At 60.8% G+C, this 24,078-nt stretch carries 23 protein-coding genes; 5 read left to right on the top strand and 18 right to left on the bottom strand.

Features of this window, described 5'->3' with window-relative positions; all coding sequences use genetic code 11:
* The 6 genes from AC0JZ8_RS08705 to AC0JZ8_RS08680 all read right to left on the bottom strand — a co-directional run bounded on the left by AC0JZ8_RS08705 (window position 1) and on the right by AC0JZ8_RS08680 (window position 6,495).
* The gene (locus tag AC0JZ8_RS08705; RefSeq protein WP_113111925.1) at window positions 1-1,317 is read right to left on the bottom strand and encodes an ABC transporter substrate-binding protein; all 1,317 of its coding nucleotides are present in this window, start codon (window positions 1,315-1,317) and stop codon (window positions 1-3) included.
* 153 nt (window positions 1,318-1,470) lie between these two features.
* Window positions 1,471-2,424, bottom strand: a complete 954-nt coding sequence (locus AC0JZ8_RS08700) for a sugar-binding transcriptional regulator (RefSeq protein WP_471892297.1) — start codon at window positions 2,422-2,424, stop codon at window positions 1,471-1,473.
* A gap of 77 nt (window positions 2,425-2,501) precedes the next feature.
* Window positions 2,502-3,077 carry a Fic/DOC family protein gene (locus AC0JZ8_RS08695; protein ID WP_471892296.1) on the bottom strand — a complete coding sequence of 192 codons (576 nt, stop codon included), beginning with the start codon at window positions 3,075-3,077 and terminating at the stop codon, window positions 2,502-2,504.
* 12 nt (window positions 3,078-3,089) lie between these two features.
* Window positions 3,090-3,308 carry a hypothetical protein gene (locus tag AC0JZ8_RS08690; protein WP_113111927.1) on the bottom strand — a complete coding sequence of 73 codons (219 nt, stop codon included), beginning with the start codon at window positions 3,306-3,308 and terminating at the stop codon, window positions 3,090-3,092.
* 99 nt (window positions 3,309-3,407) lie between these two features.
* On the bottom strand, window positions 3,408-5,255 hold the full coding sequence (locus AC0JZ8_RS08685) for an ABC transporter ATP-binding protein (protein WP_471892295.1): 1,848 nt from the start codon (window positions 5,253-5,255) through the stop codon (window positions 3,408-3,410).
* A gap of 76 nt (window positions 5,256-5,331) precedes the next feature.
* Window positions 5,332-6,495: a M20 aminoacylase family protein gene (locus AC0JZ8_RS08680; protein ID WP_113111928.1), complete on the bottom strand. Its 1,164-nt coding sequence runs from the start codon at window positions 6,493-6,495 to the stop codon at window positions 5,332-5,334.
* A gap of 321 nt (window positions 6,496-6,816) precedes the next feature.
* Between AC0JZ8_RS08680 and AC0JZ8_RS08675 the strand changes: the two genes are divergently transcribed.
* The 3 genes from AC0JZ8_RS08675 to AC0JZ8_RS08665 all read left to right on the top strand — a co-directional run bounded on the left by AC0JZ8_RS08675 (window position 6,817) and on the right by AC0JZ8_RS08665 (window position 10,626).
* Window positions 6,817-8,526, top strand: a complete 1,710-nt coding sequence (locus AC0JZ8_RS08675; RefSeq protein ID WP_092660974.1) for a peptide ABC transporter substrate-binding protein — start codon at window positions 6,817-6,819, stop codon at window positions 8,524-8,526.
* 170 nt (window positions 8,527-8,696) lie between these two features.
* A complete protein-coding gene (locus AC0JZ8_RS08670) occupies window positions 8,697-9,707 on the top strand; it encodes an ABC transporter permease (protein ID WP_471892294.1) in 1,011 nt (336 codons plus the stop codon).
* Entirely contained in the window at window positions 9,700-10,626 is a 927-nt protein-coding gene (locus tag AC0JZ8_RS08665; protein ID WP_471892293.1) for an ABC transporter permease, read from the top strand. The genes AC0JZ8_RS08670 and AC0JZ8_RS08665 overlap by 8 nt, the downstream gene beginning before the upstream one ends.
* Before the next feature lie 414 nt (window positions 10,627-11,040).
* Here AC0JZ8_RS08665 and AC0JZ8_RS08660 read toward each other — a convergent pair whose 3' ends face one another.
* Window positions 11,041-11,982 carry an HWE histidine kinase domain-containing protein gene (locus tag AC0JZ8_RS08660; protein ID WP_244474087.1) on the bottom strand — a complete coding sequence of 314 codons (942 nt, stop codon included), beginning with the start codon at window positions 11,980-11,982 and terminating at the stop codon, window positions 11,041-11,043.
* Window positions 11,983-12,363: 381 nt separating this feature from the next.
* Window positions 12,364-13,158 carry a response regulator gene (locus AC0JZ8_RS08655; protein WP_062461304.1) on the bottom strand — a complete coding sequence of 265 codons (795 nt, stop codon included), beginning with the start codon at window positions 13,156-13,158 and terminating at the stop codon, window positions 12,364-12,366.
* Window positions 13,159-13,326: 168 nt separating this feature from the next.
* Here AC0JZ8_RS08655 and AC0JZ8_RS08650 point away from each other — a divergent pair, with 168 nt between their 5' ends.
* Both AC0JZ8_RS08650 and AC0JZ8_RS08645 read left to right on the top strand, forming a co-directional pair.
* On the top strand, window positions 13,327-13,509 hold the full coding sequence (locus AC0JZ8_RS08650; protein ID WP_062461941.1) for a NepR family anti-sigma factor: 183 nt from the start codon (window positions 13,327-13,329) through the stop codon (window positions 13,507-13,509).
* Window positions 13,506-14,072, top strand: a complete 567-nt coding sequence (locus AC0JZ8_RS08645) for an RNA polymerase sigma factor (RefSeq protein ID WP_062461307.1) — start codon at window positions 13,506-13,508, stop codon at window positions 14,070-14,072. Before AC0JZ8_RS08650 ends, AC0JZ8_RS08645 begins: the two co-directional genes overlap by 4 nt.
* A 237-nt stretch (window positions 14,073-14,309) precedes the next feature.
* Here the strand turns inward: AC0JZ8_RS08645 and AC0JZ8_RS08640 are convergent, their stop codons facing one another.
* The 10 genes from AC0JZ8_RS08640 to AC0JZ8_RS08595 form a co-directional block, all read right to left on the bottom strand.
* Window positions 14,310-14,759: a hypothetical protein gene (locus tag AC0JZ8_RS08640; RefSeq protein WP_062461309.1), complete on the bottom strand. Its 450-nt coding sequence runs from the start codon at window positions 14,757-14,759 to the stop codon at window positions 14,310-14,312.
* 2 nt (window positions 14,760-14,761) lie between these two features.
* Entirely contained in the window at window positions 14,762-15,112 is a 351-nt protein-coding gene (locus tag AC0JZ8_RS08635) for an ElaB/YgaM/YqjD family protein (RefSeq protein ID WP_062461311.1), read from the bottom strand.
* 256 nt (window positions 15,113-15,368) lie between these two features.
* Complete coding sequence (locus AC0JZ8_RS08630; protein ID WP_471892292.1) at window positions 15,369-16,766, bottom strand: amidase; 1,398 nt, start codon at window positions 16,764-16,766, stop codon at window positions 15,369-15,371.
* 32 nt (window positions 16,767-16,798) lie between these two features.
* Complete coding sequence (locus tag AC0JZ8_RS08625) at window positions 16,799-17,617, bottom strand: ABC transporter permease (protein ID WP_471892291.1); 819 nt, start codon at window positions 17,615-17,617, stop codon at window positions 16,799-16,801.
* Window positions 17,614-18,564, bottom strand: coding sequence for an ABC transporter permease (locus tag AC0JZ8_RS08620; RefSeq protein WP_471892290.1), 951 nt, complete (start codon window positions 18,562-18,564; stop codon window positions 17,614-17,616). Before AC0JZ8_RS08620 ends, AC0JZ8_RS08625 begins: the two co-directional genes overlap by 4 nt.
* Window positions 18,565-18,846: 282 nt before the next feature.
* Window positions 18,847-20,373 carry an ABC transporter substrate-binding protein gene (locus AC0JZ8_RS08615; RefSeq protein WP_471892289.1) on the bottom strand — a complete coding sequence of 509 codons (1,527 nt, stop codon included), beginning with the start codon at window positions 20,371-20,373 and terminating at the stop codon, window positions 18,847-18,849.
* Between the two features lie 90 nt (window positions 20,374-20,463).
* Entirely contained in the window at window positions 20,464-21,213 is a 750-nt protein-coding gene (locus AC0JZ8_RS08610) for an ABC transporter ATP-binding protein (RefSeq protein ID WP_325263304.1), read from the bottom strand.
* Complete coding sequence (locus AC0JZ8_RS08605) at window positions 21,210-22,058, bottom strand: ABC transporter ATP-binding protein (protein WP_192077968.1); 849 nt, start codon at window positions 22,056-22,058, stop codon at window positions 21,210-21,212. Before AC0JZ8_RS08605 ends, AC0JZ8_RS08610 begins: the two co-directional genes overlap by 4 nt.
* Window positions 22,059-22,098: 40 nt before the next feature.
* Window positions 22,099-23,028 carry an ABC transporter permease gene (locus tag AC0JZ8_RS08600; RefSeq protein WP_062582012.1) on the bottom strand — a complete coding sequence of 310 codons (930 nt, stop codon included), beginning with the start codon at window positions 23,026-23,028 and terminating at the stop codon, window positions 22,099-22,101.
* Window positions 23,025-24,065: an ABC transporter permease gene (locus AC0JZ8_RS08595; RefSeq protein ID WP_430256745.1), complete on the bottom strand. Its 1,041-nt coding sequence runs from the start codon at window positions 24,063-24,065 to the stop codon at window positions 23,025-23,027. The genes AC0JZ8_RS08600 and AC0JZ8_RS08595 overlap by 4 nt, the downstream gene beginning before the upstream one ends.
* Window positions 24,066-24,078 lie beyond the last annotated feature (13 nt).

The following is a 24,078-nucleotide window of genomic DNA, read 5'->3' as shown; positions in this document are numbered from 1 at the left end:
TTACTTGATGTAACCGGCGCGGGTCATGTCGCGGGTTGCCGTTGCCTGAGCGGCGGCAAGCGCGTCATCGACCGTGGACTGGCCGGCGACAACAGCCGAGAACAACTGACCGACCGTGGTGCCGAGAGCCTGGAATTCAGGGATCGCGACGAACTGGCCACCGGTATAAGGAACCGGCTTGACCGTTGGCTTGGTGATGTCGGCAGCGTCCATGGCAGCAAGCGTCGGAGCTGCGAAGGCAGCGGCCTTCTGATAGTCCGCGTTCTTGTAGAGCGAGGTGCGCGTGCCCGGAGGAACGTTGGCCCAGCCTTCCTTGGCAGCAACAAGCGTCGTGTATTCCTTGCTGGTTGCCCAGGAGATGAACTTCTGAGCCGATTCAGCCTTCTTGGACGATGCCGGAACGGCAAGGTTCCAGGACCACAGCCAGTTGCCGTGGTTGGCGACGCCTTCCTTGCTTGGGAAGAGCGCGTAACCGACCTTGTCGGCAACCTTGGAGTCCTTCGGGTTCGATACGAACGATGCAGCGACGGTCGCGTCGATCCACATGCCGCACTTGCCCTGCTGGAACAGCGTCAGGTTTTCGTTGAAGCCGTTGGACGAAGCGCCTGACGGGCCGGAATTCTTCATCATGTCGGCGTAGAAGGTAAGTGCTGCCTTCCATTCCGGCTGATCGAACTGCGGCTTCCAGTTTTCGTCGAACCAGCGTCCGCCGAACGAGTTGGTCAGCGCCGAAACGAAGGCCATGTTCTCGCCCCAGCCGGCCTTGCCACGAAGGCACATGCCGCTGATGTCGGCCTTGCGGTCGGTCATCTTCTTGGCAGCGTCAGCGATGAATTCCCAGGTCGGGGTTTCCGGCATTTTCAGGCCGGCTTTTTCGAACAGGTCCTTGCGGTACATGATCATGGCGGATTCGCCGTAGAACGGTGCCGCATAGAGCTTGTTTTCAACCGAAAGACCGCCGCGGATCGCTGGCAGCAGGTCGTCCATGTCGTACTTGTCGCCGAGACCTTCGAGCGGCAGAAGCCACTTCTGCTTGGCCCAGATCGGAACTTCGTAGTTGCCGATCGTGACGATGTCGTACTGGCCGCCACCAGCCGCGATATCGGTCGTCACGCGTTCGCGCAGGACGTTTTCTTCGAGCGTGACCCACTCGACCTGGATGTCCGGGTTCGCCTTGGTGAACTCGGACGTCAGGCCCTGCATGCGGACCATGTCGCCGTTGTTGACTGTCGCAATGGTGAGGGTTTCGGCAGATGCAGTCGTGGCCACAAAGGCCAGAGCTGAGCAGGCGCCCAGCAGAATAGTTTTCATGGTCATATCTTCCTCCCGAGAAGATGGAATGCGAGCATTCGCTTTGCTCATGGGCAATTACCCACATAAAGCTAGCGCAAGTCAATGGGAATTCATCGCTGCGATGCAACCGAAAGCGACAATTCACTGAAATTTCAGGCAGAATTCTATCTGCCGCGCTTAAGCAGTAAGCAGATACCGCGCTGCGGCCTCGTCGGTGATGACGCCGTTGAGCAGTCCGCCTTTCAGGGCTGCGCGCATGGCGACCCATTTCTTCTTGCCTTGGGCAATGCCAATGACACAGCATGTCTCGCGCGACGGGATCGGCACGGAGGCCACCCGGCCGTTGACGGCACTGTCGAGCAACTCACCCTGCTGATCGTAGATCCAGCCGCAAATTTCGCCCGCGGCACCGCGATCGACCAGCGACACCATTTCGTCGCGCTCCAGAAATCCGTCGACGCAGAGCGGCGCATCGACGCCGAGTTCGCCGATCCCGACAAAGGTGACGTCGGCTTGTGCCCCGAGCGCAAGTGTCGAGCGCACGAGCGCCTGGTCATGCAGCGTGTCGCGCTCCTCGATGGAGGCACAAAGGACCGGCAGCGGCATCGGAAAGTGCCGCGCCTTGATGGCATCGGCCATCGAGAAAATGACGTTGTAATAGGCGGCCGACCCGTCCGGCCCGATATTGCCGGTCAGCGATACGATGCGGTGCTGCGGGCATTCCATCGGCGGCAGCTGATCGACAGCGGCTTTCAGCGTCCGACCTGTCCCGACGGCGATGATGATCGGATCCGGCCGTTTCAGCCAGCGCTCGATCTCGCCCGCCCCCGCTTCGGCGATACCGACCGTGGATGAACTGCCGCCCGGATCGCTCGGCACAATTTCCGCATGCTTGAGATCGTATTTCTTGCGCAGCCCTTCAGCGAGTTCGAGACAAGCGGAGATCGGATGGTCGAGCCGGACCTTGATCAACCGCTCGGCAACCGCAAGCGACACGAGCCGCTGGGCCGACTGGCGGGAAATGCCCATGGCATTGGCGATCTCGTCCTGGGTCCTCCCCGCGACGTAATAGAGCCAGCCCGCGCGCGCAGCATCGTCGAGCCGGCCTTGGGTGTCACTCCGCTTAGCCATGGCAGTAAATCTCCTCTGGTCGATTTGCTGACATGTTTTTTGAGGGGCTGTCAAATGGCGATGGTGCAACGACGCCCTCAAAGAGAGCTTTTGCTCAGCGCCTCGGAGAGGACGGTCTCCATCATTTGATAATTGCTAATTTGCGCCTGTTTCGAAGCCTCGATCCAACCTGCGGGATCGATTTTCGTCAGATCGAGCCAATGTCCGGCCTGTCCGCAAAGCTGTTTCAGATAATGTGCCTGCGTGCGGCCATTGTCCTCGCGGAACGGATGGACATAGTTCACATCACCAATGATCGGCGCGACTTTTGCGGCAAATTCCGATCTCTGGAGACCACGCAGATAATTGCCCGCCGTGATGCGTCGATGCACATCGGCCATGCCGGTCTCGATATACTGCCGGAACTGGAACTGGCTCGACCCTTTGGAAATCTCCACCGTCCGGATCTCGCCCGCCCAGTCGTAGACGTCCTGGAAGAGATGACGGTGGATGGTCCGCAGATGCTTCAGGTCGAAATCACCCGTGGGGATTTTCTGGATGCTGCGGATGGTGGAATATCGACGTTCCGCAAGGTCCAGCACGGCTGCATCGCGAATATCGAACTTGTTTCGTAACAGTCTGGTCCCCGGATAGACGTAAGGATCGTCACTCATCGGGTGTTCGGATCATCGGCTGGACGCCGCCGAAGCCTGCTCCTTCCCGTCCAGACCTGCTCGCCGCCTCAAGTCTCGACGCACGTAATCGAGCTGCTGTTCGACCGAAAAACCCTCCCGATCGAACATTTCGAACATGGCTAAGTCGTCAGCATCGAGGGGGTTACCCTCGATCATCTGCAGGTGCGCTGCTTCCAGTGTCCGCTGGCGGATATCATCCCTGTCGCTCATGCAGCCATCATACTGCAGATCGCGAAATCCGGCAAATGATAGATGCGAGGCGGCGCCCCAGTTGGCGCCGCCTTCGCGTTCGTTCCGGGCCGTCCGCCGTCAGGCCACCTGCACGACGTGGCCTGCGCCGACTTCGCGATATTCCCGCACCGGCGGCACGAAATCGACCGATCTGATCGGGCTCTTGATCTCTTCGGTGGAAAGGTTGCGCTTGATCCGGCGCCGCGAGGGATCGGGCACCGGCACCGCCGACATCAACTTCTTCGTATAGGGATGCTGCGGGTTTTCAAACACCGCCGCCCGCGGGCCGATCTCGACGATTTCGCCCAGATACATCACCGCTACCCGGTGGCTTACCCGTTCCACGACGGCCATGTCGTGGGAGATAAACAGGAAGGCGAGGTTGAGAGACTGCTGCAGGTCGAGCAGCAGGTTGCAGACCTGCGCCTTGATCGACACGTCGAGCGCCGACACCGCTTCGTCGGCAACGATCACCTTCGGATCGAGCATCAAAGCCCTGGCGATCGCGATGCGCTGCCGCTGGCCGCCGGAGAATTCGTGCGGGAAGCGCCGCATCATGTCGGCCGAAAGCCCCACCTTTTCCAGAAGGTTCGCCGCCTTCTCGCGCGCCTGCGCCTTGGTGCCGAGCTTGTGTTCGATAAACGGTTCGGCGACGGCAGACCCCACGCTCATGCGGGGGTTGAGCGAGGCGAACGGATCCTGGAACACCATCTGGATCGACCGGCGCATGGTTCGAAGCGCATGCTGATCGAGGCTCATCACGTCATAGCCGTCCACCTGCACGGTACCGCTGGTCGGCGTGATCAGCCGCGTCACGGACCGTCCGGTGGTCGACTTGCCGCAGCCGGATTCACCCACCAGTGCAAGCGTTTCGCCGGCATAGAGATCGAACGAGACCTTTTCCACCGCATGCACGGCCCCAGACTTGCGTCCGAGAAGGCCGGAATGGATGTCGAACCGCGTCGTCAGGTCCTTCACGTCGAGGATCGGCGTCTTGCCCTTGGCGACCGTGTCGAACACTTCGCCCAGAACCTGCTGTTCGCCGGTGTTGACGTCGATCAGCGGAAACCGCATCGGCAGCTTGCTCTGCCCCATCGACCCAAGCCGCGGCACGGCGGACAGAAGCGCTCGCGTATAGGCATGCTGGCCGCGATGGAAGATATCGCCGGTCTGCCCGGTTTCCACCGCGTCGCCACGGAACATCACGATCGTCCGGTCGGCCACTTCCGCCACCACGCCCATGTCATGGGTGATGAACAGGACCGACATGCCCTCCTCTTCCTGCAGCATCTTTATGAGGTCAAGGATCTGCCCCTGGATCGTCACGTCGAGCGCCGTCGTCGGCTCGTCGGCGATCAGAAGCTTCGGCTTGGCCGCAAGTGCCATGGCGATCATCACGCGCTGGCGCATGCCGCCGGAAAATTGGTGCGGGTATTCGTCGAAACGGCTCTTGGCGTTGGGGATGCGAACCTTCTCGAGAAGCCGTATCACCTCCGCCTTTGCCTCGGCCTTGGAGATGTTGGTGTGAACCGTCAGCGCCTCGGCGATCTGCTTTCCGATCGGGAAGATCGGATTGAGCGAGGTCATCGGCTCCTGGAAGATCATCGAGATGTCGTTGCCGCGCACCCGCCGCATCTCCGCCTCCGGCAGGGCCAGAAGCTCCTTGCCCTGAAGAAAGACCTGCCCCTCGATCCGGCTCGAATTCTTCTGCAACAGCCGCATGATCGACAGCGACGTCACCGATTTGCCGGAGCCGCTTTCGCCCACGATCGCAACCGTCTCGCGCGGTGCCACATCAAACGAGATGTTGCGCACAACCGTCTTCCATTCGTCGTTCACCTTGAACGACGTCGTCAGGTTCTTCACAGACAGGACCGGAGTGACCGATCCGCCAGACTGTTCCATCGCAGGTCCGGAAAGCAGCATGCATGTTTCCTTGATTTGGGCGGCCCCGTCGCGACTGGTGGCGGCATCGCGAGGGGCCGGTCGGAAGAGGATACGATCAGGCGGCGAGCGCCGTTTCGGCAAGCGAAACCCAGTAGCTCACGCCGTAGGGAATGGCCTCGTCGTTGAAGTCGTAGGCCGCATTGTGAAGATTGGCGGTATCGCCATTGCCGAGGAAGATGAAGGCACCCGGCCGCTGCTCCAGCATGTAGGAGAAGTCTTCAGCGCCCATATGCGGTGCCGCATTGGCGTCGACCTTGCCCTGACCTGCCACTTTCGAGGCGATCCCGACGGCAAAATCGGTCTCGTTGTCATGGTTGAAGGTGACCGGATAGCCGCGATTGTAGACGACCTTGGCCGTCGCACCATGCGCGATCGCCGTCGCTTCGGCCACTTCCTTGAGGCGCTTTTCGGCAAAGTCGCGCGTTTCCGGCAGCAGCGTGCGCACGGTGCCGGCCAGCGTCACGAAGGCCGGAATGACGTTGCTTGCCTGGCCGCCATGGATCGATGCGACCGTGACCACCAGCGATTTGAGAGGATCCGTCTCGCGCGACACGACCGATTGCAGCGCGATCACCACATGCGATGCGGTCAGCACCGGGTCGATCGAAAGATGCGGCTGGGCGGCATGGCTGCCACGGCCGGAAATGGTGATCTCGAAAGTATCGGCCGCCGCCATGATGCCGCCCTTGCGGATCGAGAAACTGCCGACCGGGAGCGCCGGTGCATTGTGCATGCCGTAGACTTCCTTGATGGAAAACTTGTCCATCATGCCGTCCTCGATCATGGCAAGCGCGCCCGCGCCGCCTTCTTCGGCGGGCTGGAAGATGACAGCAACCGACCCTTTGAAATTGCGGGTTTCGGAAAGATACTGCGCAGCACCCAGAAGCATTGCGGTATGTCCGTCATGGCCGCAGGAATGCGCCTTGCCCGGTGTTTTCGAAGCCCACGGCACGCCCGATGTCTCAAGAATCGGCAGCGCATCCATGTCGGCGCGGAAGCCGATAACCGGGCCATCGCCCTGGCTGCCCTTGATGATGCCGACGACGCCCGTCTTGCCGATGCCGCTCTCAACCACGTCGCAACCAAAGGCTTTCAGCTTCTCGGCAACGAAGGCGGATGTGTAGTGAACGTCGTAGAGAAGCTCCGGATTCTCGTGCAGATGGCGTCTCCATTCTGCAACCTGATCCTGCATTTCGGCGACGCGATTGATGACAGGCATTTGGGCAATCCTCTAGATTTATTAGTATTTCCGGTCTCGAAGGCTGCGATATTGCGACGGCTTCGTTTGAATTTGCAAGCGTCAATTTTCGCCCTTGAACACAAAATAGGCCTATGCTTAGATGGCTCAAATTTTGATCACCTCGGCATATTGCGGGTATCAAATGTCATATACGACATACTTTTCAGGAGGATGCGGGAATTCTAATCTGCGACGCGCCAGGGAAGACAGGGCGCCATGCAGCTCGACGGCATCGACACCGGCAAACGGGCGATCCGGGCACTAAAATCGAGACAAATCAACATCAAGGGGAATAGCAGCATGAAGAAGTTGAAGCACCTATTGGTCGGCACGGTGGCCGTGCTCGCCCTGGGTGGCACCGCAGCCCACGCCGAGCGCGGCACTGACGGAGACCTGAAGGCCCTGTTCTGGCAGGCGGTTTCCACGCTGAATCCGTATCTTTCCGCCGGCACGAAGGAAGTCTATGCGTCCTCGATCGTGATTGAGCCCCTTGCCCGCTACGACGAGAAGGGTGAACTGGTTCCGTGGCTCGTGACCGAGATCCCGACCGTCGAAAACGGCGGCGTGGCAAAAGACCTTCTCAGCATGACCTGGAAGATCAAGCCGGGCGTCAAATGGTCCGACGGAACGGCGTTTACCGCTGAAGACGTGATCTTCACCTGGAAATACTGCACGGCGCCGGATGGCGGCTGCGCCCAGGCGGCTCAGTACGAAGGCGTCAAGAACGTCGAGGCGATCGACCCGAACACCGTCAAGATCACCTTTACCGAGCCGAAGCCCTACCCCTATTCGGCTTTTGTGGGCGCCCAGTCGCCGGTCATCCAGGCCAAGCAGTTCAAGGATTGCGTCGGCGCCAAGGCTCCCGGCTGCACGGCCGCCAACTTCGGTCCGATCGGCACCGGCGCCTTCATGGTCGCCGATTTCAAGCCGAACGACGTCATCACCTTCAAGGCCAACCCGAACTACCGTGATCCGGCAAAGCCTGCCTTCGCATCGATCACCCTGAAGGGTGGCGGCGATGCGGCATCGGCTGCCCGTGCCGTGCTTGAAACCGGCGAATACGACTATGCCTGGAACGCCCAGGTCGAGCCTGAAGTGCTGCAGACCATGCTCGCTGCCGGCAAGGGCCGTCTTGAAATCTCGTTCGGCACCCAGGTCGAGCGTATCAACCTCAACCACTTCAATGCCGATCCTTCGCTGGGCGCCAAGCGCTCCACCAAGGAAGCCGGCCCGCATCCGTCGCTCAAGGATCCGGCCGTTCGGCGTGCACTGTCGCTTGCCATCGACCGCGACATCATCGTCGAGGCCGGCTACGGTCAGTCCGGCAGGGCCACCTGCAACATCCTGCCCGCTCCGGAAGTCGTTGCTTCCACCAAGAACGACAGCTGGTGCCTGAAGCAGGATATCGAGGGCGCCAACAAGCTGCTCGAAGATGCCGGCTGGAAGAAGGGTTCCGATGGCATCCGCGCCAAGGATGGCGTGCGCCTTTCCTACCTTTACTCCACCTCGACCAACTCGGTTCGCCAGGCGACCCAGGAACTGGTCAAGGCGATGTGGGCGGAAATCGGCGTTGATGCGGAACTCCGCAACGCGTCTGCCTCCGTCTTCTTCGGTGGCGACCCGGCAAGCCCGGACACGTTCCAGAAGTTCTATGCCGACGTTGAAATGTACACCAACAACTTCGATGGCACCGATCCTGAAAAGTACATGGCGGAATGGCTGTGCGACAAGATCCCCGGCCCGGCAAACGGCTGGCAGGGGCAGAACATCCCGCGCTACTGCAACCCTGACTACGACAAGCTGGTCAGCGAACTGTCCAGAACCGCAGATCTCGACAAGCGCGCAGCAATCGCCAAGCAGCTCAACGACATGCTGACCGAGGAAGGCGCACATATCGCGCTCGTCCACCGCGGTGACCAGTCGTCCTTCGCGCTCACGCTCGACGGCATCAAGATGAACTCCTGGGACAGCCAGGTGTGGAACATCGCAGACTGGTCGCGCAAGAAGTAAGGAGACAGCCGGCAGCCCTCAGCGGTTGCCGGCGCTCTGTCTCACGCTTCGTATGGCATGATCTTCCCGGGGCTCATCGGCCCGGGAAAATCTGATGCGGCACATCAGGACTTCGCGCCCTATCACCGCATTCTGCGGCATGATCCGGCGTCGTCTGGAGAAATTCGTACATGTTCACATACACGTTGCGACGATTGTTCTTCGCAATACCGACCCTGCTGATCATCAGCTTCGTCATCTTCGCGCTGCTCGATCTGGCACCAAACGATCCGACTGGCGACCTGCCCCTGACGATCCCGCCGGAAGTCCGCGCACATATCCGTGCCTCGCTCGGCATGGATCAGCCCTTCCTCCTGCGCTATCTCTACTGGCTGCAGCAGTTCTTCATCAACGAGCCGCTGAATATTCTCGAACGTCTGACAGGCTGGCAGTTCGGCGATGGTCAGCGCATGCGTGTCCTGTCCTGGGCAACCCGGAGCCCTGTCGTCGACCTCATTGTGCAGCGCCTGCCGCAGACGCTCTGGGTCGTTGGCCTCGCATATCTGTTCGGCATTCTGATCGCCGTTCCGATCGGCGTCATCTCCGCCTACAAGCAGTATTCGATCTTCGACCAGGTCGGCACGTTCGTATCGATGGTTGGCTATTCTGTGCCCACATTCTTCACCGGTGTGCTGTTGATCGTTATCTTCTCGTCCTACCTGCAATGGTTCCCATCGGTCTACGACACCAATCTGCAGGTCACGAACTTTGCCACCTTCGTCGCGCAGGCAAAGCAGATGGCAATGCCGGTGGCGGTTCTGGCGCTTTACAACGCGTCGCAGATCACCCGGTTCGTGCGCGCATCCATGCTCGACAACCTGCATCAGGATTATGTCCGCACCGCCCGCGCCAAGGGCGTCAAGGAAAACGTCGTGCTGCTCGTCCACGTTCTGCGCAACAGCCTGATCCCGGTCGTGACGGTGATTGCGCTCGGCGTACCCACCATCTTCTCCGGCGCCATCATCACCGAACAGATCTTCCGCGTGAACGGGCTGGGGCAGTTGCTGATCGTCGCCGTCCAGGGCGCCGATATTCCTCTCGTTCAGACACTGACCTTCATCTTCGCGGTGCTGATCGTACTCTTCAACCTGATCGCCGACGTTCTCTACGGCATTCTTGACCCGAGGATCCGGTATGACTGACGCGACAATCGCAAACCCCGCACCCGCCAGGGCGTCATCCCCAACACGCTCCGCGATGGCCGACATGTGGCGGCAGTTCCGAGCGCATAAGGGCGGCGTCGCCGGCCTCATCGTCTTCACCTTCATCGTTCTGGCTGTCTATGTCGGCCCCTATATCCACAGGGTCGCGCCCAACCAGCTGAACATCCGCGAGAAGAACCAGTGGCCGTCGCTGGCGCATCCGTTCGGAACCGATAACCTCGGCAAGGACATGCTTGCCCAGGTTCTGGCCGGCGGCCGCATCTCGCTTGCGGTCGGCATCACCGCCATGCTGCTCGCGCTCTTCCTCGGCACGCTGGTGGGGGTCCTCTCGGGCTACTTCCGCAGGCTGGATGGGCCGTTGATGCGGTTCACGGACCTGTTCCTGGCCCTGCCGCTTCTGCCGCTTCTTCTCGTCATCCTGCTTCTGTTCCGCGATACGCTGCGCGCAGCCTTCGGACCGGAGACCGGCATCTTCATCCTGATCGTGGTCGTCATCGGCGTCACGAGCTGGATGCACACGGCACGTATCGTGCGTGGCGATGTGCTTGCGGTGAAAAGCCAGGAATTCATCCTGGCCGCGAAATCGAGCGGCATGCGGGAATACCGGATCGTGCTGCGGCATATCCTGCCGAACGTCCTGTCCTCGATCATGGTGTCTGCGACGCTCGGGATTGCCTCGGCCATCATCACGGAATCGTCGCTGTCCTTCCTCGGCTTGGGCTTTCCGTCGGATTTTCCGACCTGGGGACGATTGCTGTTTGACGGCGCCAACTTCTTGCAGCTGACGCCATCACGCGTGCTGTGGCCAGGCCTTGCGATTTCTGCAACGGTTCTGAGCGTCAACTACATGGGCGATGCAATCCGCGATGCGCTCGATCCAAGAACCCTGAAGCGCTGATTTCAGCGCTCCAGATACGACCCGGAACGGCGGCGAAAGCCGCCGTTTTCCGTTGCGTCGTCCGTTCTCATTTTTTCTTCGATTTTTTGAAAATCTGCCGGAACCTAATTCCCGGGCGTCCGTTCTACTGATGTCTGAAGGCGCCCCCCCGTCCCCCGCCCTACAAAGAGCCTTCGGACATACTCTTCAATCCCCCTCGAAGAGAAGAACTGGCTCGGCTCCCTAGTGGAACCGAGCCAGCTCCGTTTTGGGCAGCCGCTGTCGCCGGCACGACTTATTCCCTTGTGATGTGAAAACATTGCGCCGAGCAACGAGCCCCGCATGGGGCTATCCCGGTGGCTCGACGTTCGCGAACAGCCCGATGCTTCGATCATCGGGCCTTCGCGTCATGTGAGGAATTGGTAGGCCCGACCTTCAGTCGCTGGCGCCCTCGAGCGGAAAGCTCAGGCGGTACTGTATGCGATCGTTGGAGATCACATATCGTGCCTTTCCGTTGACGGACGCAGGTACCACCCGTTCGAGAACCGTGCTGCCGAAATGCGATCGCATCCCATCCTCGCTGACGTCGACGCTGTCGTTTTCTATCAACGCCTCGTCCCAGACGATCTCAAGAACGTCATGCCCATCCACGTGCACCCGGTTGGCCGCCACTTCGATCGGCAGGCGGCTGCGCATGACGGAGCCGTGACTGACGGCGTTGACCACCAGCTCGTGCAGCGCCAGCCCCACATGCAGCGATGCATTGGGCGTCAGCAGGACGTTGTCACCGCCCATGCGGACGAGATGCTTGTTGTCGGGAAGATACTTTTCGGTCTGTTGTTGAACCAGATCGAACAGATAGGCGCCGCGCCAACTCGAATCGGTGATCAGGTCCTGACTCTGCGACAGCGAATAGAGCCGCCCCCGGAACTTGTGCAGGAAAAGATCGAGCGACCCTGAATAGCGCGCCGTCTGCAGCGCGATGCTCTGGATGATCGCAAGCAGGTTCTTGGAGCGGTGACTGACTTCGCGCAGCAAGGCCCGGAGCAACCGCTCACGATGCCGCTCTTCCGACCGGTCATTGATCGTGGTGACCAGATGCAGGTTCCCGCCTTCGACGCCGACGGCCTGGACGCGGAATTCGAAGACCTGGTCCGAACCCGCCGTGACCTCGATATGGCCTTTGCGGCCAAGCTCGGTCATTTCCGATTTCAGCGTGTGGAGTTTCGCAGCCACGTCGTCGCCGAACAGGCTTGCATCGCTTGGCGCATCCACGCCTTGAAGCGACCAGACCTGAGGCAGGTTGGCAACGAGAAGGTAATTCTGCTGGGTGTCCTGGATAATGATGCATGCGCCGAGATCAATCAGCGCTGGCATGAAAAACTCACGCAACTTGTCATCACTCTGACCAGCTTGCTGCCATGTCAGCGGATGCGTCACTTGGTAAACTCCGTTGCGACTTCCAGGCGAACGGAAGTCTGAATATAGACTTCCGCAACTCATTCAAGTTCAAAATCTTATAAAGTGTCGGTCTTGTCGAAACAACCCAACCCTTTGGTAATCCTTAGCTCTAACGAGACGTACCAACCAGGCCAAATCTCTTTTTCAATATCCGAAGGTAAGTATCCCACGGACGCTTTAAATCAAGGGAAGACATCGCTCGGCATCATAACGGGAAAGCAAGCGGGGCGTTCCGATATCCCAGAACGCCTCTCTTTGGGGTTTGTTCCTGCCTAAAATCGATCGATGGCAGATAGATCAGGCAGCAGCCTTAACCGCGTCATTGAAGAACAAGGCCTGGCTGATCAGAGCCTTCACCATATCCGGATTGAAAGGCTTGGTGACGAGGAAAGCAGGCTCAGGCCGCTCGCCGGTCAGCAGACGCTCCGGGAATGCCGTGATGAAGATCACAGGGACATTGGAGGACTTCAGGATCTCGTTGACCGCGTCGATGCCGGAGCTTCCGTCCGCCAGCTGGATATCGGCGAGAACCATCTTCGGCTGCGATGTCTGGAACAGCGATACCGCTTCCTTGTGGGTACGGGCGATACCCGTGACGCGGTGACCAAGGTCCTGTACCATCTGCTCGATGTCGAGCGCGATCAGCGGCTCGTCTTCGATGATCATGATATCGGTCGCGACCTGGCGGGAGATTTCGCGCGAGGCTTCGTCGAGAAGCTTGTTCACTTCACCAACGCTGATATCGAGAACTTCAGCCGCTTCCTCAATCGTGAAGCCTTCGACCGAAATCAGAAGGAAGGCATGACGGGACTGCGACGGAAGGTTCGAAAGGTTAGCCGCTGCGCGCTGTTCCCAAGCAAACGGCGAGTCGATCGGCCGGATCTCGATTGAAGTGGAACCAAAAATTGCGACAAACAGTTTGTAAAGCGATACACGATCCTTAGACGACTCCGGAAAGATGGAGACGTCCGCGATCAGGGCCTCGAGGACCGCCGCGACATAGGCGTCTCCCGATGTCTGCGATCCGGTAACGGCCCGCGCATAGCGGCGCAGATATGGAAGATGAGACGCAACGCGTGAGGTCAGTGACATAAAAAAATACTCCCCGGGACCCAATGAGGGCAATTGACGGACTAATAACGTGGGTACTTAAAAAAAGTTCCGCAAGGGTGGAACTTTTTTTCGATCCGCGAATTGTGAGGTGACGATATCGAACAGGCCATTTGAGTGATGAGTGACGACAACACAAAAAAAGATGACATGACAACAAGCCAATCTCAAGAAGCAAGGCCTGGGTCAGTGTCTCCCAACGCCTCGATCTCTCGCAAACTGCGTGAATTTTATGACGCAGTCCAGGAGGAGGGTATCCCCGATCGCTTCCTCGATCTGCTCGAACGGCTCGACCATGCCGAGCGCAACGCCAAGTCGGTGGATGCGAAATGAGCAAGGAAGAAGACAACGACGATCGCATTTTTAAGCGCGACCTTTTGGCATCGCTGCCGAACCTGCGCGCTTTTGCCGTCTCGCTGACCGGTCGTCACGACAAGGCCGATGACCTTGTCCAGGACACGATCATGAAGGCGTGGGCGAACCAGAAGAGCTTTACGGCCGGCACCAACATGCGGGCCTGGCTGTTCACGATCCTGCGCAACGAATTCTACAGCCAGATGCGCAAGCGTGGCCGCGAAGTGCAAGACAGCGACGGCCTGTTCTCCGAACGATTTTCCGTGCACCCCGAACAGTATGGTCGCCTCGACCTGCAGGACTTTCGTGCAGCGCTCGACAAGCTTCCGGACGATCAGCGCGAAGCGATTGTTCTCGTCGGCGCAGCAGGCTTTGCCTATGAGGAAGCGGCGGAGATCTGCGGTTGCGCTGTCGGCACGATCAAGAGCCGTGTCTCGCGCGCTCGTACCCGCTTGCAGGAGCTGCTTGGCGTATCCGGCGAGGTCGATTATGGCCCGGATGCCGGTGACGCAGCCATCACGTCCCGCGCCTTCGGCGGCTGAGGGTTCGGCGAACTGCATGTAAACTCATAGACGCCGCCTTCACGGGCGGCGTTTTTGTGTGTTTCGCGTAGCGCCAGACAACTGCCCTCCCCCGTGTTTGCAGAATTCTGAATAGCACGCATCCCTTCGCTCCGCGCGAGCGTCGACCAGAGCCTCATGACAATCCGACAAGACACAAAAAAAGCTGCCGGAATTTGTCCGGCAGCTCGATGATCGAAAGACGAGTAACGGCTGGTGTTACTCTCCAGGATTTGTAAAGCGACGACGCGTCCTGCCACCGCTCAGGGCGAGGAAGCCGAGGCCCCCCGCGATCGATGCAAACATCAGGGGCTTCGACTTCAGAAGAAGCGGAACCGCTGTGAGTGCTGCCGTCAAAGCCAGCGTCTTGCCGCTATTGGCGGCCACTGCCTGCTTCTTGCGCTTGACTTCCGCTCTCGCCGTGAGCGTCACCGAAAGGTAGAAAATCACGGCCAGCAGCAATGCGCCGCCTGCAACCACCAGAAGCGCTATGGGAAGGCCCCAGAACTGCGACAGATGAACGGCAAGTGCCGCAACGCCCAGCACATAGGCCGTCAGCACGAAAAGTGCAGCGAGCCCATACAGCATGATGTTGCGCTTCAGCCGCTCCGTAAATGCCGCGATATCCATCGCGGCAAACGAAGCGATAAGGGGACCAAGGCCCATCATCTTTAGCGACGCGACAGAAGAGCGAAGACGAAGCCAACGCCGGCTGCGATCGCGATCGACTGGATCGGTGCCTTGCGGATCTTCGCTTCCAGGTCGCGCTCGAACGAGATCGCCTGCTCGCGGGCAGCTTCAACCATCTGCATGGACGCATCGGTCGCATCGGATGCGGCGCGACGGGCCTTGCCCTTCACTTCACTCGCCGTGCTGCTGCCGACGGCGCCGACGGTCTTGGCAAGCGACGAGATATCTTCGCGGAGCTGCTGCAGCTGCGCTTCGATGTCAGACGTCGTAGCAGCACCGGCGGCGGTGCGAGCGCGGGCAATTTCGGCATTCGTGGAAGTAGCTGCGGCCATGGAGATCTCCTGTTTCTACGGATCTTGGCGCCGCGCGGAAGGCGCGGGCTTTGCGGAAAGGTTCAAACGACATGCAAACTGTGAGGCTTGGCGAAGATCGGGATATCAGGCCCGGTCATGTTCGAAAGGTTGCCTCTCGCACATCATACTCCACCAGACGCAAAGTGCACGCATTCGTCTGCCAAAATGAAACGCGGCGAAACCGTGAAGGTTCCATCGCCGATTTTTGCGCTCGGACCGTCACTCGATGCGCAGATCAGGGCGTAAGTCTCGGGTCTGGCCAGTTGGTCACGCCGCCGGTCCACTGCTCAAACGCATGCGACAGCTTCAGAACGAGCAAGTCTGCGAACCGGGGCCCGACGATCTGCAGCCCGATTGGCATTCCGCTGCGGGAGAAACCGCAGTTGATCGAGGCGGCCGGCTGCTCCGACATGTTCCACGGCACCGTGTAGCCGATATGCTCGAACGGTTTCAGAGGATCGTTGGTCGGCGATGCCCAGTCGGCCGGATAGGAGACGATCGGGTTGGTCGGCGACAAAACCGCATCGACGCCGGAGAAGAGTCTCGCACAGGCCTTGCGCATCTCGTTCGTCTGGTTGAAACCGCGCACCGCCTCGACGCCGGAAACCGAAGCCCCGCCCTTTGCCCATTCGAAGATGTAGGGCAGGATCTGCGCCTTGCGCTCGTCCGGCATCGTCTCGATATCGCCCCAGAACCGCGCCCGCCAGAAACTGTCGAGCCCGTCCAGCATCGTCCGCGTCATGACGGGCGAAACCTCCACGATCTCGGCCCCCGCCGCCTCGAACCGCTTTGCCGCAGCCGTCACCGCCGCGCGGACCTCGTCGTCGAGAGAGATCCCGATGCCCGCATCCAGCATAAGCCCGATCTTCATCCCCTTGACGTCGATGTCGAGATCCACCCAGTCGAAGGCGTTGGGCGGCAGCGATGTCGCGTCGCGCCAGTCGGGGCGCGACAGGGTCGCCATGGCGATCGCACTGTCGTCCACCGTCCGCGTCATCGGCCCGGCACAGCGCCCGACAAAGAACGGATCGACCGGAATGCGGCCCTGGCTGGGCTTGAAGCCGAAAAGCCCCGTCCAGCCGGCCGGCAGCCGGATCGAACCGCCGATATCGGTGCCGATATGCAGGGGTCCGAAGCTCGAAGCCGCAGCCGACGCCGCGCCGGCACTGGATCCGCCCGGGTTCTGCGTCAGGTTCCAGGGATTGCGGCTTAAGGGGTGAAAGCTGGAAAGCCCTGACGACAGCATGCCGTAATCGGGACATGTGGTCTTTGCGAAGATCACCGCGCCGTCCTCGCGCAGCCGTGCAGCGGCCGGCGCATCGCTGGCCGCCGCCGTCAGCTCCGTCGCGGCGGACCCGAGCGGCACCGGATGCCCTTTCGTGGCGATCAGTTCCTTGATCGTCACCGGAATGCCGTCGAGCATCCCAAGCGTCTCGCCCTTCGCCCAGCGCTCGGTGGACGCTTTCGCCTGTTGCCGTGCGCTTTCCGGATCGTAGAGGTAGAGCGCCTGAACTTGGTGTTCGAACGCCGCAACCCGTGCCTCGACCACCTCCCAGTATTCCAGCGGCGAAAGCTTCTTCTGCGCATAAAGAGAAAGAATGTCCCGGATCGTCAGTTTCAAAAGGGCGTTCATGAAAAGTCTTTCACTCAGGTCGTCGTTTAAAATCAGGGTGTCGAGCGCGGATCGAGAAGGTCGCGCAGACCATCGCCGAGCATGTTGAGGCCCAGCACCGCGATCGCGATCGCCAGCCCCGGCATCAAGGCGAGCCAAGGCGCCTGCCCAAGGAACGTCTGCGAATCCGCAAGCATCCGCCCCCAGGTCGGGTTCGGCGGCGGCATGCCGAGCCCGAGATAGGAAAGCCCCGCCTCGGTCAGGATCGCGAGACCGAGCTGGATCGTCACCTGCACGATGATCTGGTTCGAAATATTGGGCAGGATGTGGACGAAGGTGATTGTCAGCTTCGAACGCCCCATGCCGATAGCCGCCGCCACATAGTCGCGCGTCCAGATCTGCCGGGCCGCGGCCAGCGTGAGGCGTGCGAAGACGGGCACCATGAACGTGGCAATAGCGATGACCGCCGTGAACCGGCCGGATCCGATAAAGGCGCCGAGCATCATCGCCGACAGGATCGGCGGAACCGCGAAGATGATGTCGCAGCCGCGCATCACGATCTGTTCGACCCAGCCGCGCCGCATCGCCACCACGGTGCCGACCGCCGTGCCGATCGTGGCGCCGATCGCCACCGCAAGCAGCGCCGTCGACAGCGAATTCCAGGCGCCGACCATCAGCGCGGAAGCCACATCGCGTCCGAACTGGTCGGTCCCGAGCAGGCCGAACTCGAAGGGCGGCTTGAGCTTGTTGACGATGTTCATCTTCGACGGCGGATAGGGCGTCCAGACCAGCGACAGAAGCGCCACCAGAAACAGGAACAACGTAACGACAAGTCCGGCAAGAAGAACGGGACGGCGCAGCAGATGCCTCATTTCGCCCCCACCCTCAGCCGAGGATCGATCACCAGGTAAAGGAGGTCGACGAGGAAGTTGACGACGATGACAAGGGCCGAGAAAAACAGGACGACGTCCTGCATCACAACGATGTCACGCTGCGCCAGCGACTGGTAGGCGAGCCGACCGAGACCCGGCAGGTTGAAGACGTTTTCGACCAGCACTGCACCGGCAATCAGGAAGGTGAACTGCATGCCGATCATCGTCACCACGGGCACAAGCGCATTCGGCACCGCATGGCGCCAGAGTGCCGCCCCCTCGCCCAGCCCCTTGGCGCGGGCGGTGCGCACATAATCCTCGTTCATCACGTCCAGCACCGCGGCCCGCGCAACGCGTGTCAACACGCCCGCCTGCGGCAGCGCCAGCGCGATCGCTGGCAGCAGCAACGCCTGCAACCCGGCCAGCAGCCCCGCGTCCCAGCCCGGGAATCCACCTGCCGGCATCCAGCCGAGCAGCGTCGAAAACAGGATGATCGACAGCAGCCCCACCCAGAAGGCCGGCACCGCGATACTGACGTAAGAGACTGCGCCGACAACGGCGTCGAACATGCCGTTATGCTTTTTCGCGGCCTGCACGCCGAGTGGCACGGCAATTCCGACCGACATCAGAACCGCCATCAGCGCCAACGGCAGCGTCACCGTCAGCCGCTCCGCGATCAGCCCCGCGACCGGCACGCCATAGGTATAGGACTGCCCGAGATCGCCCTGAAAAACACCCCATAACCAGGCGAGATAACGCACCGGCAGGGGCTGATCGAGCCCCATCTGGGTTCTGAGCGCCGCCAGCGTTTCCGGGCTCGCTGACGTCCCCAGCACAATCGCCGCGGGATCACCCGGCAAGAGATCCATGACGACGAAGATCAGCAGCGACACGACGAGAAGCGTGACGATGAGCGACAGGATGCGGCGGATAAGGATGGAGATCATGGGCCGCACCCTCCAACATCCACCATGCCTACGCCAGTCGCCCCTCCCCACCCTCCCCACAAGGGGGAGGGCTTAACCCAGCCGAACCGCCGGGCCACGATCGAGGCAATCGGGTGCCGCATACCTTCTCCCCCCTTGTGGGGGAGATGGCCGGCAGGCCAGAGGGGGATTTCAGTCATCCGCGATTAAGCCCCATCTTTCCCAAGGCCACCTCATCGCAAAGCTTAACGCCTCTCCCGTTGTCGGAAACGTCACCGGCGCAGATTACGGCGAGACGCATCGTCATTCTTGCCAATACACCTCGGACAGCACGTTCGAAGGGATCGGCTCGTTCTCCCACAGCCCTTTCAGCTTCGCGTCCCAGATCCCGAGCTTCGGCATCACGAACAGGAACAAGGCCGGGACGTCCTCTGCCAGGATCGTCTGCGCCTCGCCGTAGAGCTTGTCCTGTTCCGCAGGATCGGCCGTCGCTTCGACCTTCGCGAGGATCTCGTTGAAGGCGGGGTTCTTGTAGTGGAAGTAATAGGGGTCGCGGGCGTAGATATCGATGTCCATCGGCTCCGCATGGGCAACGATGGTCATGTCGTAGTCGCCGGCTTTAAGCACGTCCGATACCCATTTTGCGGGAAACTCGGTCGTCTCGATGTTCATCGTGACGCCGATTTCGGCAAACATCGCCTGCAGGATCTGCGACGAGCGCTGCGCATAAGCCATCTGCGGCGCCTTCATGGTGAAGGAGAAGCCGTTCGGATATCCGGCCTCGCTCAAAAGCGCCTTCGCCTTTTCGGCGTCGTAGGGGTAGACGCCGGTTAAGTCCTTGAAGCCGCGGTCGTTCGGCGTGTAGTGGCTGCCGATCGGCGTGCCGTAACCCGACCATGCACCTTCGACAACCGTCGCACGATCCACCGCCATCATCAGCGCCTGGCGAACCTTCTTGTTGTCGAACGGCTTGCGGGAATTGTTCATGCCCGCCACGACCTTCAGCTCGGTATTGCCGATCACGGTCGTAAGCTTCCTGTCGCCTTCGAAGGAGGAGACCAGTTCCGGCGCGCCGAATTCCGGGAAGGCGTCGACATCGCCGGCCTTTAGCGCCGCTGCCTGCGCCTGCGGATCGGCGATGAACCGGAAGACCGCCGTTTCGAGCTTCACCGAAACGGACTTGTTCCAGTATTCCGCATTCTTCGCCAGATCGACCTTCGAACCCTTCTGCCAAGACACGAACTTGAACGGACCAGTACCGACCGGCGTGGTCTTGTTATCGGCGGCAGATTTCGGCTCCACCATCACCGAGGCCGGCCAGCCGAGCCAGTAGAGCAGGCTGCCCGCCGGCTGCTTCAGCTTCAGCACCAGCGTTGCGGCATCGGGCGTCTCCACCGTCTCGATCGAGGCGAAATAGCGCTTCTGCGGATTGACGCTGTCGGCGCTGCGAGCCCGGTCGATCGTGAATTTCGCAACGGACGAGTCGAAGGCGACGCCATTGTGGAAGGTCACGCCTTGGCGCAGCTTGAACGTATAGGTCTTTCCGTCCGGGGAGATCTCCCAGCTTTCCGCAAGCTGCGGCTGCACCTTGCCGGCGCTGTCGACCGTCGTCAGGCCCTCAAAGATATTCTGCCAGCTCACCTGGCCGATCGCCACAGGGGCGGCAATCGTCGGATCGAGACCGATGGGTTCGATCGTCATGCCGATCGTGACCGACGTCTTTGCCGCGGCAAACGCCCCGCTTCCCATCGAGGCGGCAAGGCCAAGCGCAACAGACGCCGCAATCACGCTCCGGCGCGAAAACACACCCCAACCAGCAACCGTCTTCATGGCATTGTTCCCCTGCTTATTGATCTCTTGACCGCGATCTTACGGGCATTTCGCAGGTGCACAATAGCATTCTGCCGCCCGCCACACGGATTAGCCGCGGCTGAAGCCTTCGCTCGCCACCAGCAGCTGTCGGGTGTAATCCGCCGAGAACTCGCGGTTTTCAAGCGCCTGCGCCGGCACGGTTTCCACCACCTTGCCGCTCTTCATCACCGCAAGACGGCCGCACATATGGCTGATCACACCGAGATCATGGCTGACCATCACAAAGGTCAATCCGCGGTCGCGCTTTGCCTGCTCCAGCAAATTGAGGATTTCCGCCTGGATCGACGCATCGAGCGCCGAGGTCGGCTCATCCAGCAGCAGGATCTTCGGCTCGAGGATGAGTGCCCGGGCAATCGCGATCCGCTGGCGCTGGCCGCCGGAAAGCTGGTGCGAATAGCGGAACCGGAAACCCGCCCCCAGCCCGACCTCATCAAGCGCGCGGGCAATCCGCACATCGACATCGGTAAAGCCATGGATCGCCAGAGGCTCCAACAGCAGCCGGTCCACCGTCTGGCGCGGATGCAGCGATCCGTAAGGATCCTGGAACACCATCTGGACGGTGCGGTAGAATTCCTTGGTCCTACTCTGCCCCGAATAGGTTTTCCCCGCGACCGTCAGCGTGCCGCTGTCGAACCCTGCCAGCCCAGACACCGCGCGCAACAGCGTCGATTTCCCAGACCCCGATTCACCGACGATCCCGAAACTTTCGCCCTCTTCCACATCCATGCTGACATGATCGAGTGCTGCAAAATCGTCATAGGTGACGAGCATGTCCCTGATGGAGATGATGGCACTCATAGCGACCACTCCGGCTTGCGGTCGAGCACCGGCAGCGGATGCCGGTTCGAGCCTATCGTCGGCAGGCAATTGAGAAGCCCCAGCGTATAGGGATGGCTCGCCTTGGAAAGATCGGCAGACGCCAGTTCCTCCACCACCCGTCCGGCATACATCACCAGCACCCGGTCGCAGAAGGAGGAGACCAGACGCAGATCGTGAGACACGAAGATTAGCCCCATGCCGCGTTCGGACACCAGCTTGTCGAGAATGTCGAGAACGTCGAGCTGCACGGTCACGTCGAGCGCCGAGGTCGGTTCGTCGGCGATGAGAAGCTCCGGGCCGCAGATCAACATCATCGCGATCATCACCCGCTGCCCCATGCCGCCGGAAACCTCGTGCGGATAGAGATCGTAGACACGGCCCGGATCGCGGATCTGCACCGCTTCCAGCATCGCAATCACCCGCTCCTTCGCCTGCGCTCCCGAGACTTTTTCATGGGTCTTCAGCGTCTCGACGATCTGCCGTCCGATGGTCATGACCGGATTGAGCGAATATTTCGGGTCCTGCAGGATCATCGCGATCTGCTTGCCGCGAATGTGCCGCCGCTCCGATTTCGGCATCGACAGCAAATCGCGGCCTCTGAATTCCAGCTTGTTCGCGGTGATCTTCGCATGCCCCGCCGTCAGCCCCATGATGGCGCGACCGGTCTGCGATTTGCCGGAACCGGATTCACCGACAATGCCGAGACGTTCCTTGCCGAGCGTGAACGAGACGCCGCGCACAGCGGTTACCTCGCCGGTGCGGGTCGGAAACGTCACGCGCAGGTCGTCGACCGCAAGTAGCGGCGCTTCGGTGGTACCAGTCATGTTGACGGAAGGATTGCCCATCATCATTGGCCTTTCTCCGTCATTGTCCGGCCTCCTTCGGATCCAGCGCATCGCGCAATCCATCGCCGAGAAGGTTGAAGCCGAGGCTGACGATCAGGATGGCGATACCGGGCATGGCGGCCACCCACCACTGGTCGAGAATGAAACGGCGACCGGATGCGATCATCGCGCCCCATTCCGGCAGCGGCGGCTGTGCACCGAGACCCAGAAAGCCGAGGCCGGCGGCGGTCAGGATGATGCCTGCCATATCGAGCGTGACACGCACGATCAGCGACGACATGCAGAGCGGCATGACATGGCGCAGCACAATGCGGAATGGCGAAGCACCCATCAGCTTCACCGCCGAAATGAATTCCGAATTGCGGAACGTCATCGTTTCGGCGCGGGCGATACGCGCATAGGGCGGCCAGGACGTAACCGCGATGGCAAGCACCGCGTTCTCGATGCCGGGTCCCAGTGCCGCGACCAGCGCAAGGGCCAGCACGAGCTTCGGAAAGGCGAGAAAGATGTCGGTGATCCGCATCAGGACCGCATCCACCCAGCCACCGGCATATCCGGAAACCGTGCCGACGATCAGCCCGACCGGCGCGGCGATGACCGCGACCAGCACCACCACGAACAGCGTCAGTCTCGATCCGTAGAGCAGCCGCGAAAGGATATCGCGGCCCTGGTCGTCGGTGCCGAGCAGGAAGCCGGCCGAACCCGGCGGCAGCAGCCGCGAATTGCGCAGGTCGCCCTGCACCGGGTTATGCGGCGCAAGAACGTTGGCGAAGATGGCGATGAAAATCAGGCCCAGAATGATGAACAGGCCAAGCAGTGCCAGCCGGTTTTCGGAAAACTGCCGCCATACCACATAGGCGCGGCCGACGCGCGCCTGATGCCGGGAGGTCGGCCGGTCGGACAAAAGCCACGCCCGGCTATAGGGTTTCAACGGTTCAACGACACTCATCGGCGCGTCCTCGGGTCGAGCGTCCGATAGAGAAGATCGGAAAACAGGTTGATGGCGACGAACACCATGCCGATCACAAGTGTGCCGCCCAGCACCGCGTTCATGTCGGCATTTTGCAGCGAGTTGGTGATGTAGAGGCCAAGCCCCGGCCAGGAGAAGATGGTTTCGGTCAGAACCGAGCCTTCCAGCAGTCCCGCATAGGAGAGCGCGATGACGGTGATCAACGGCACGGCCGCATTACGCAGCGCGTGGAACCAGATGATCCGCGTTTCCGAAAGGCCCTTGGCCCGCGCCGCGACCACATATTCCTGCGAAAGTTCGGTCAGCATGAACGAGCGCGTCATGCGGCTGATATAGGCGAGCGAGAAATAGCCGAGCAGGCATCCGGGCAGGATGATGTGACGGAACAGGTCCCAGACCACCTCCCACTCCCGCTGCCAGATGGCATCGACCAGAAAGAAGCCGGTCACGGACGTGAACGTGTATTCGTAGGCGATGTCGATGCGGCCGGGATAGGCGACCCAGCGGAGCTTCGCATAGAACACCACGAGCGACAGCAGTCCCAGCCAGAAGATTGGCACCGAATAGCCGATCAGGCCGATGATACGCACGATCTGGTCGGCGATCGAGCCCCGCTTGACGGCCGCCAGTACGCCGAGCGGCACGCCGATGACGGCGCCGATCAGCGTGCCGATCGTGGCAAGCTCGATCGTTGCCGGAAACACCCGGGCAATATCGGTCATGACAGGGTTCGTCGTCAGCACCGAGGTGCCGAAATCGCCGGTCAGCGCCTGTTTTATGTAGATCCAGAACTGATGATAGAGCGGCAGGTTGAGGCCCAGTTCCTCGCGCACCCGTTCCACCACATGGGCTGGCGCCCGGTCACCGACGATCGCCAGCGCCGGATCGATCGGCACCACGCGGCCGATGAAAAAAGTAACGGCCAACAGGCCAAGGAAAGTGGTCGCCGCGGTGATCAGAAACCGCAGCGTACCTTTGACAATGGAGGGAGCACGGCGCCTGTTGCGCCGTGTCACAGTCGTTACATCA

The sequence above is a fragment of the Velazquezella soli genome, assembly GCF_977018685.1.
This window is presented reverse-complemented; position numbering and strand designations above follow the sequence as displayed.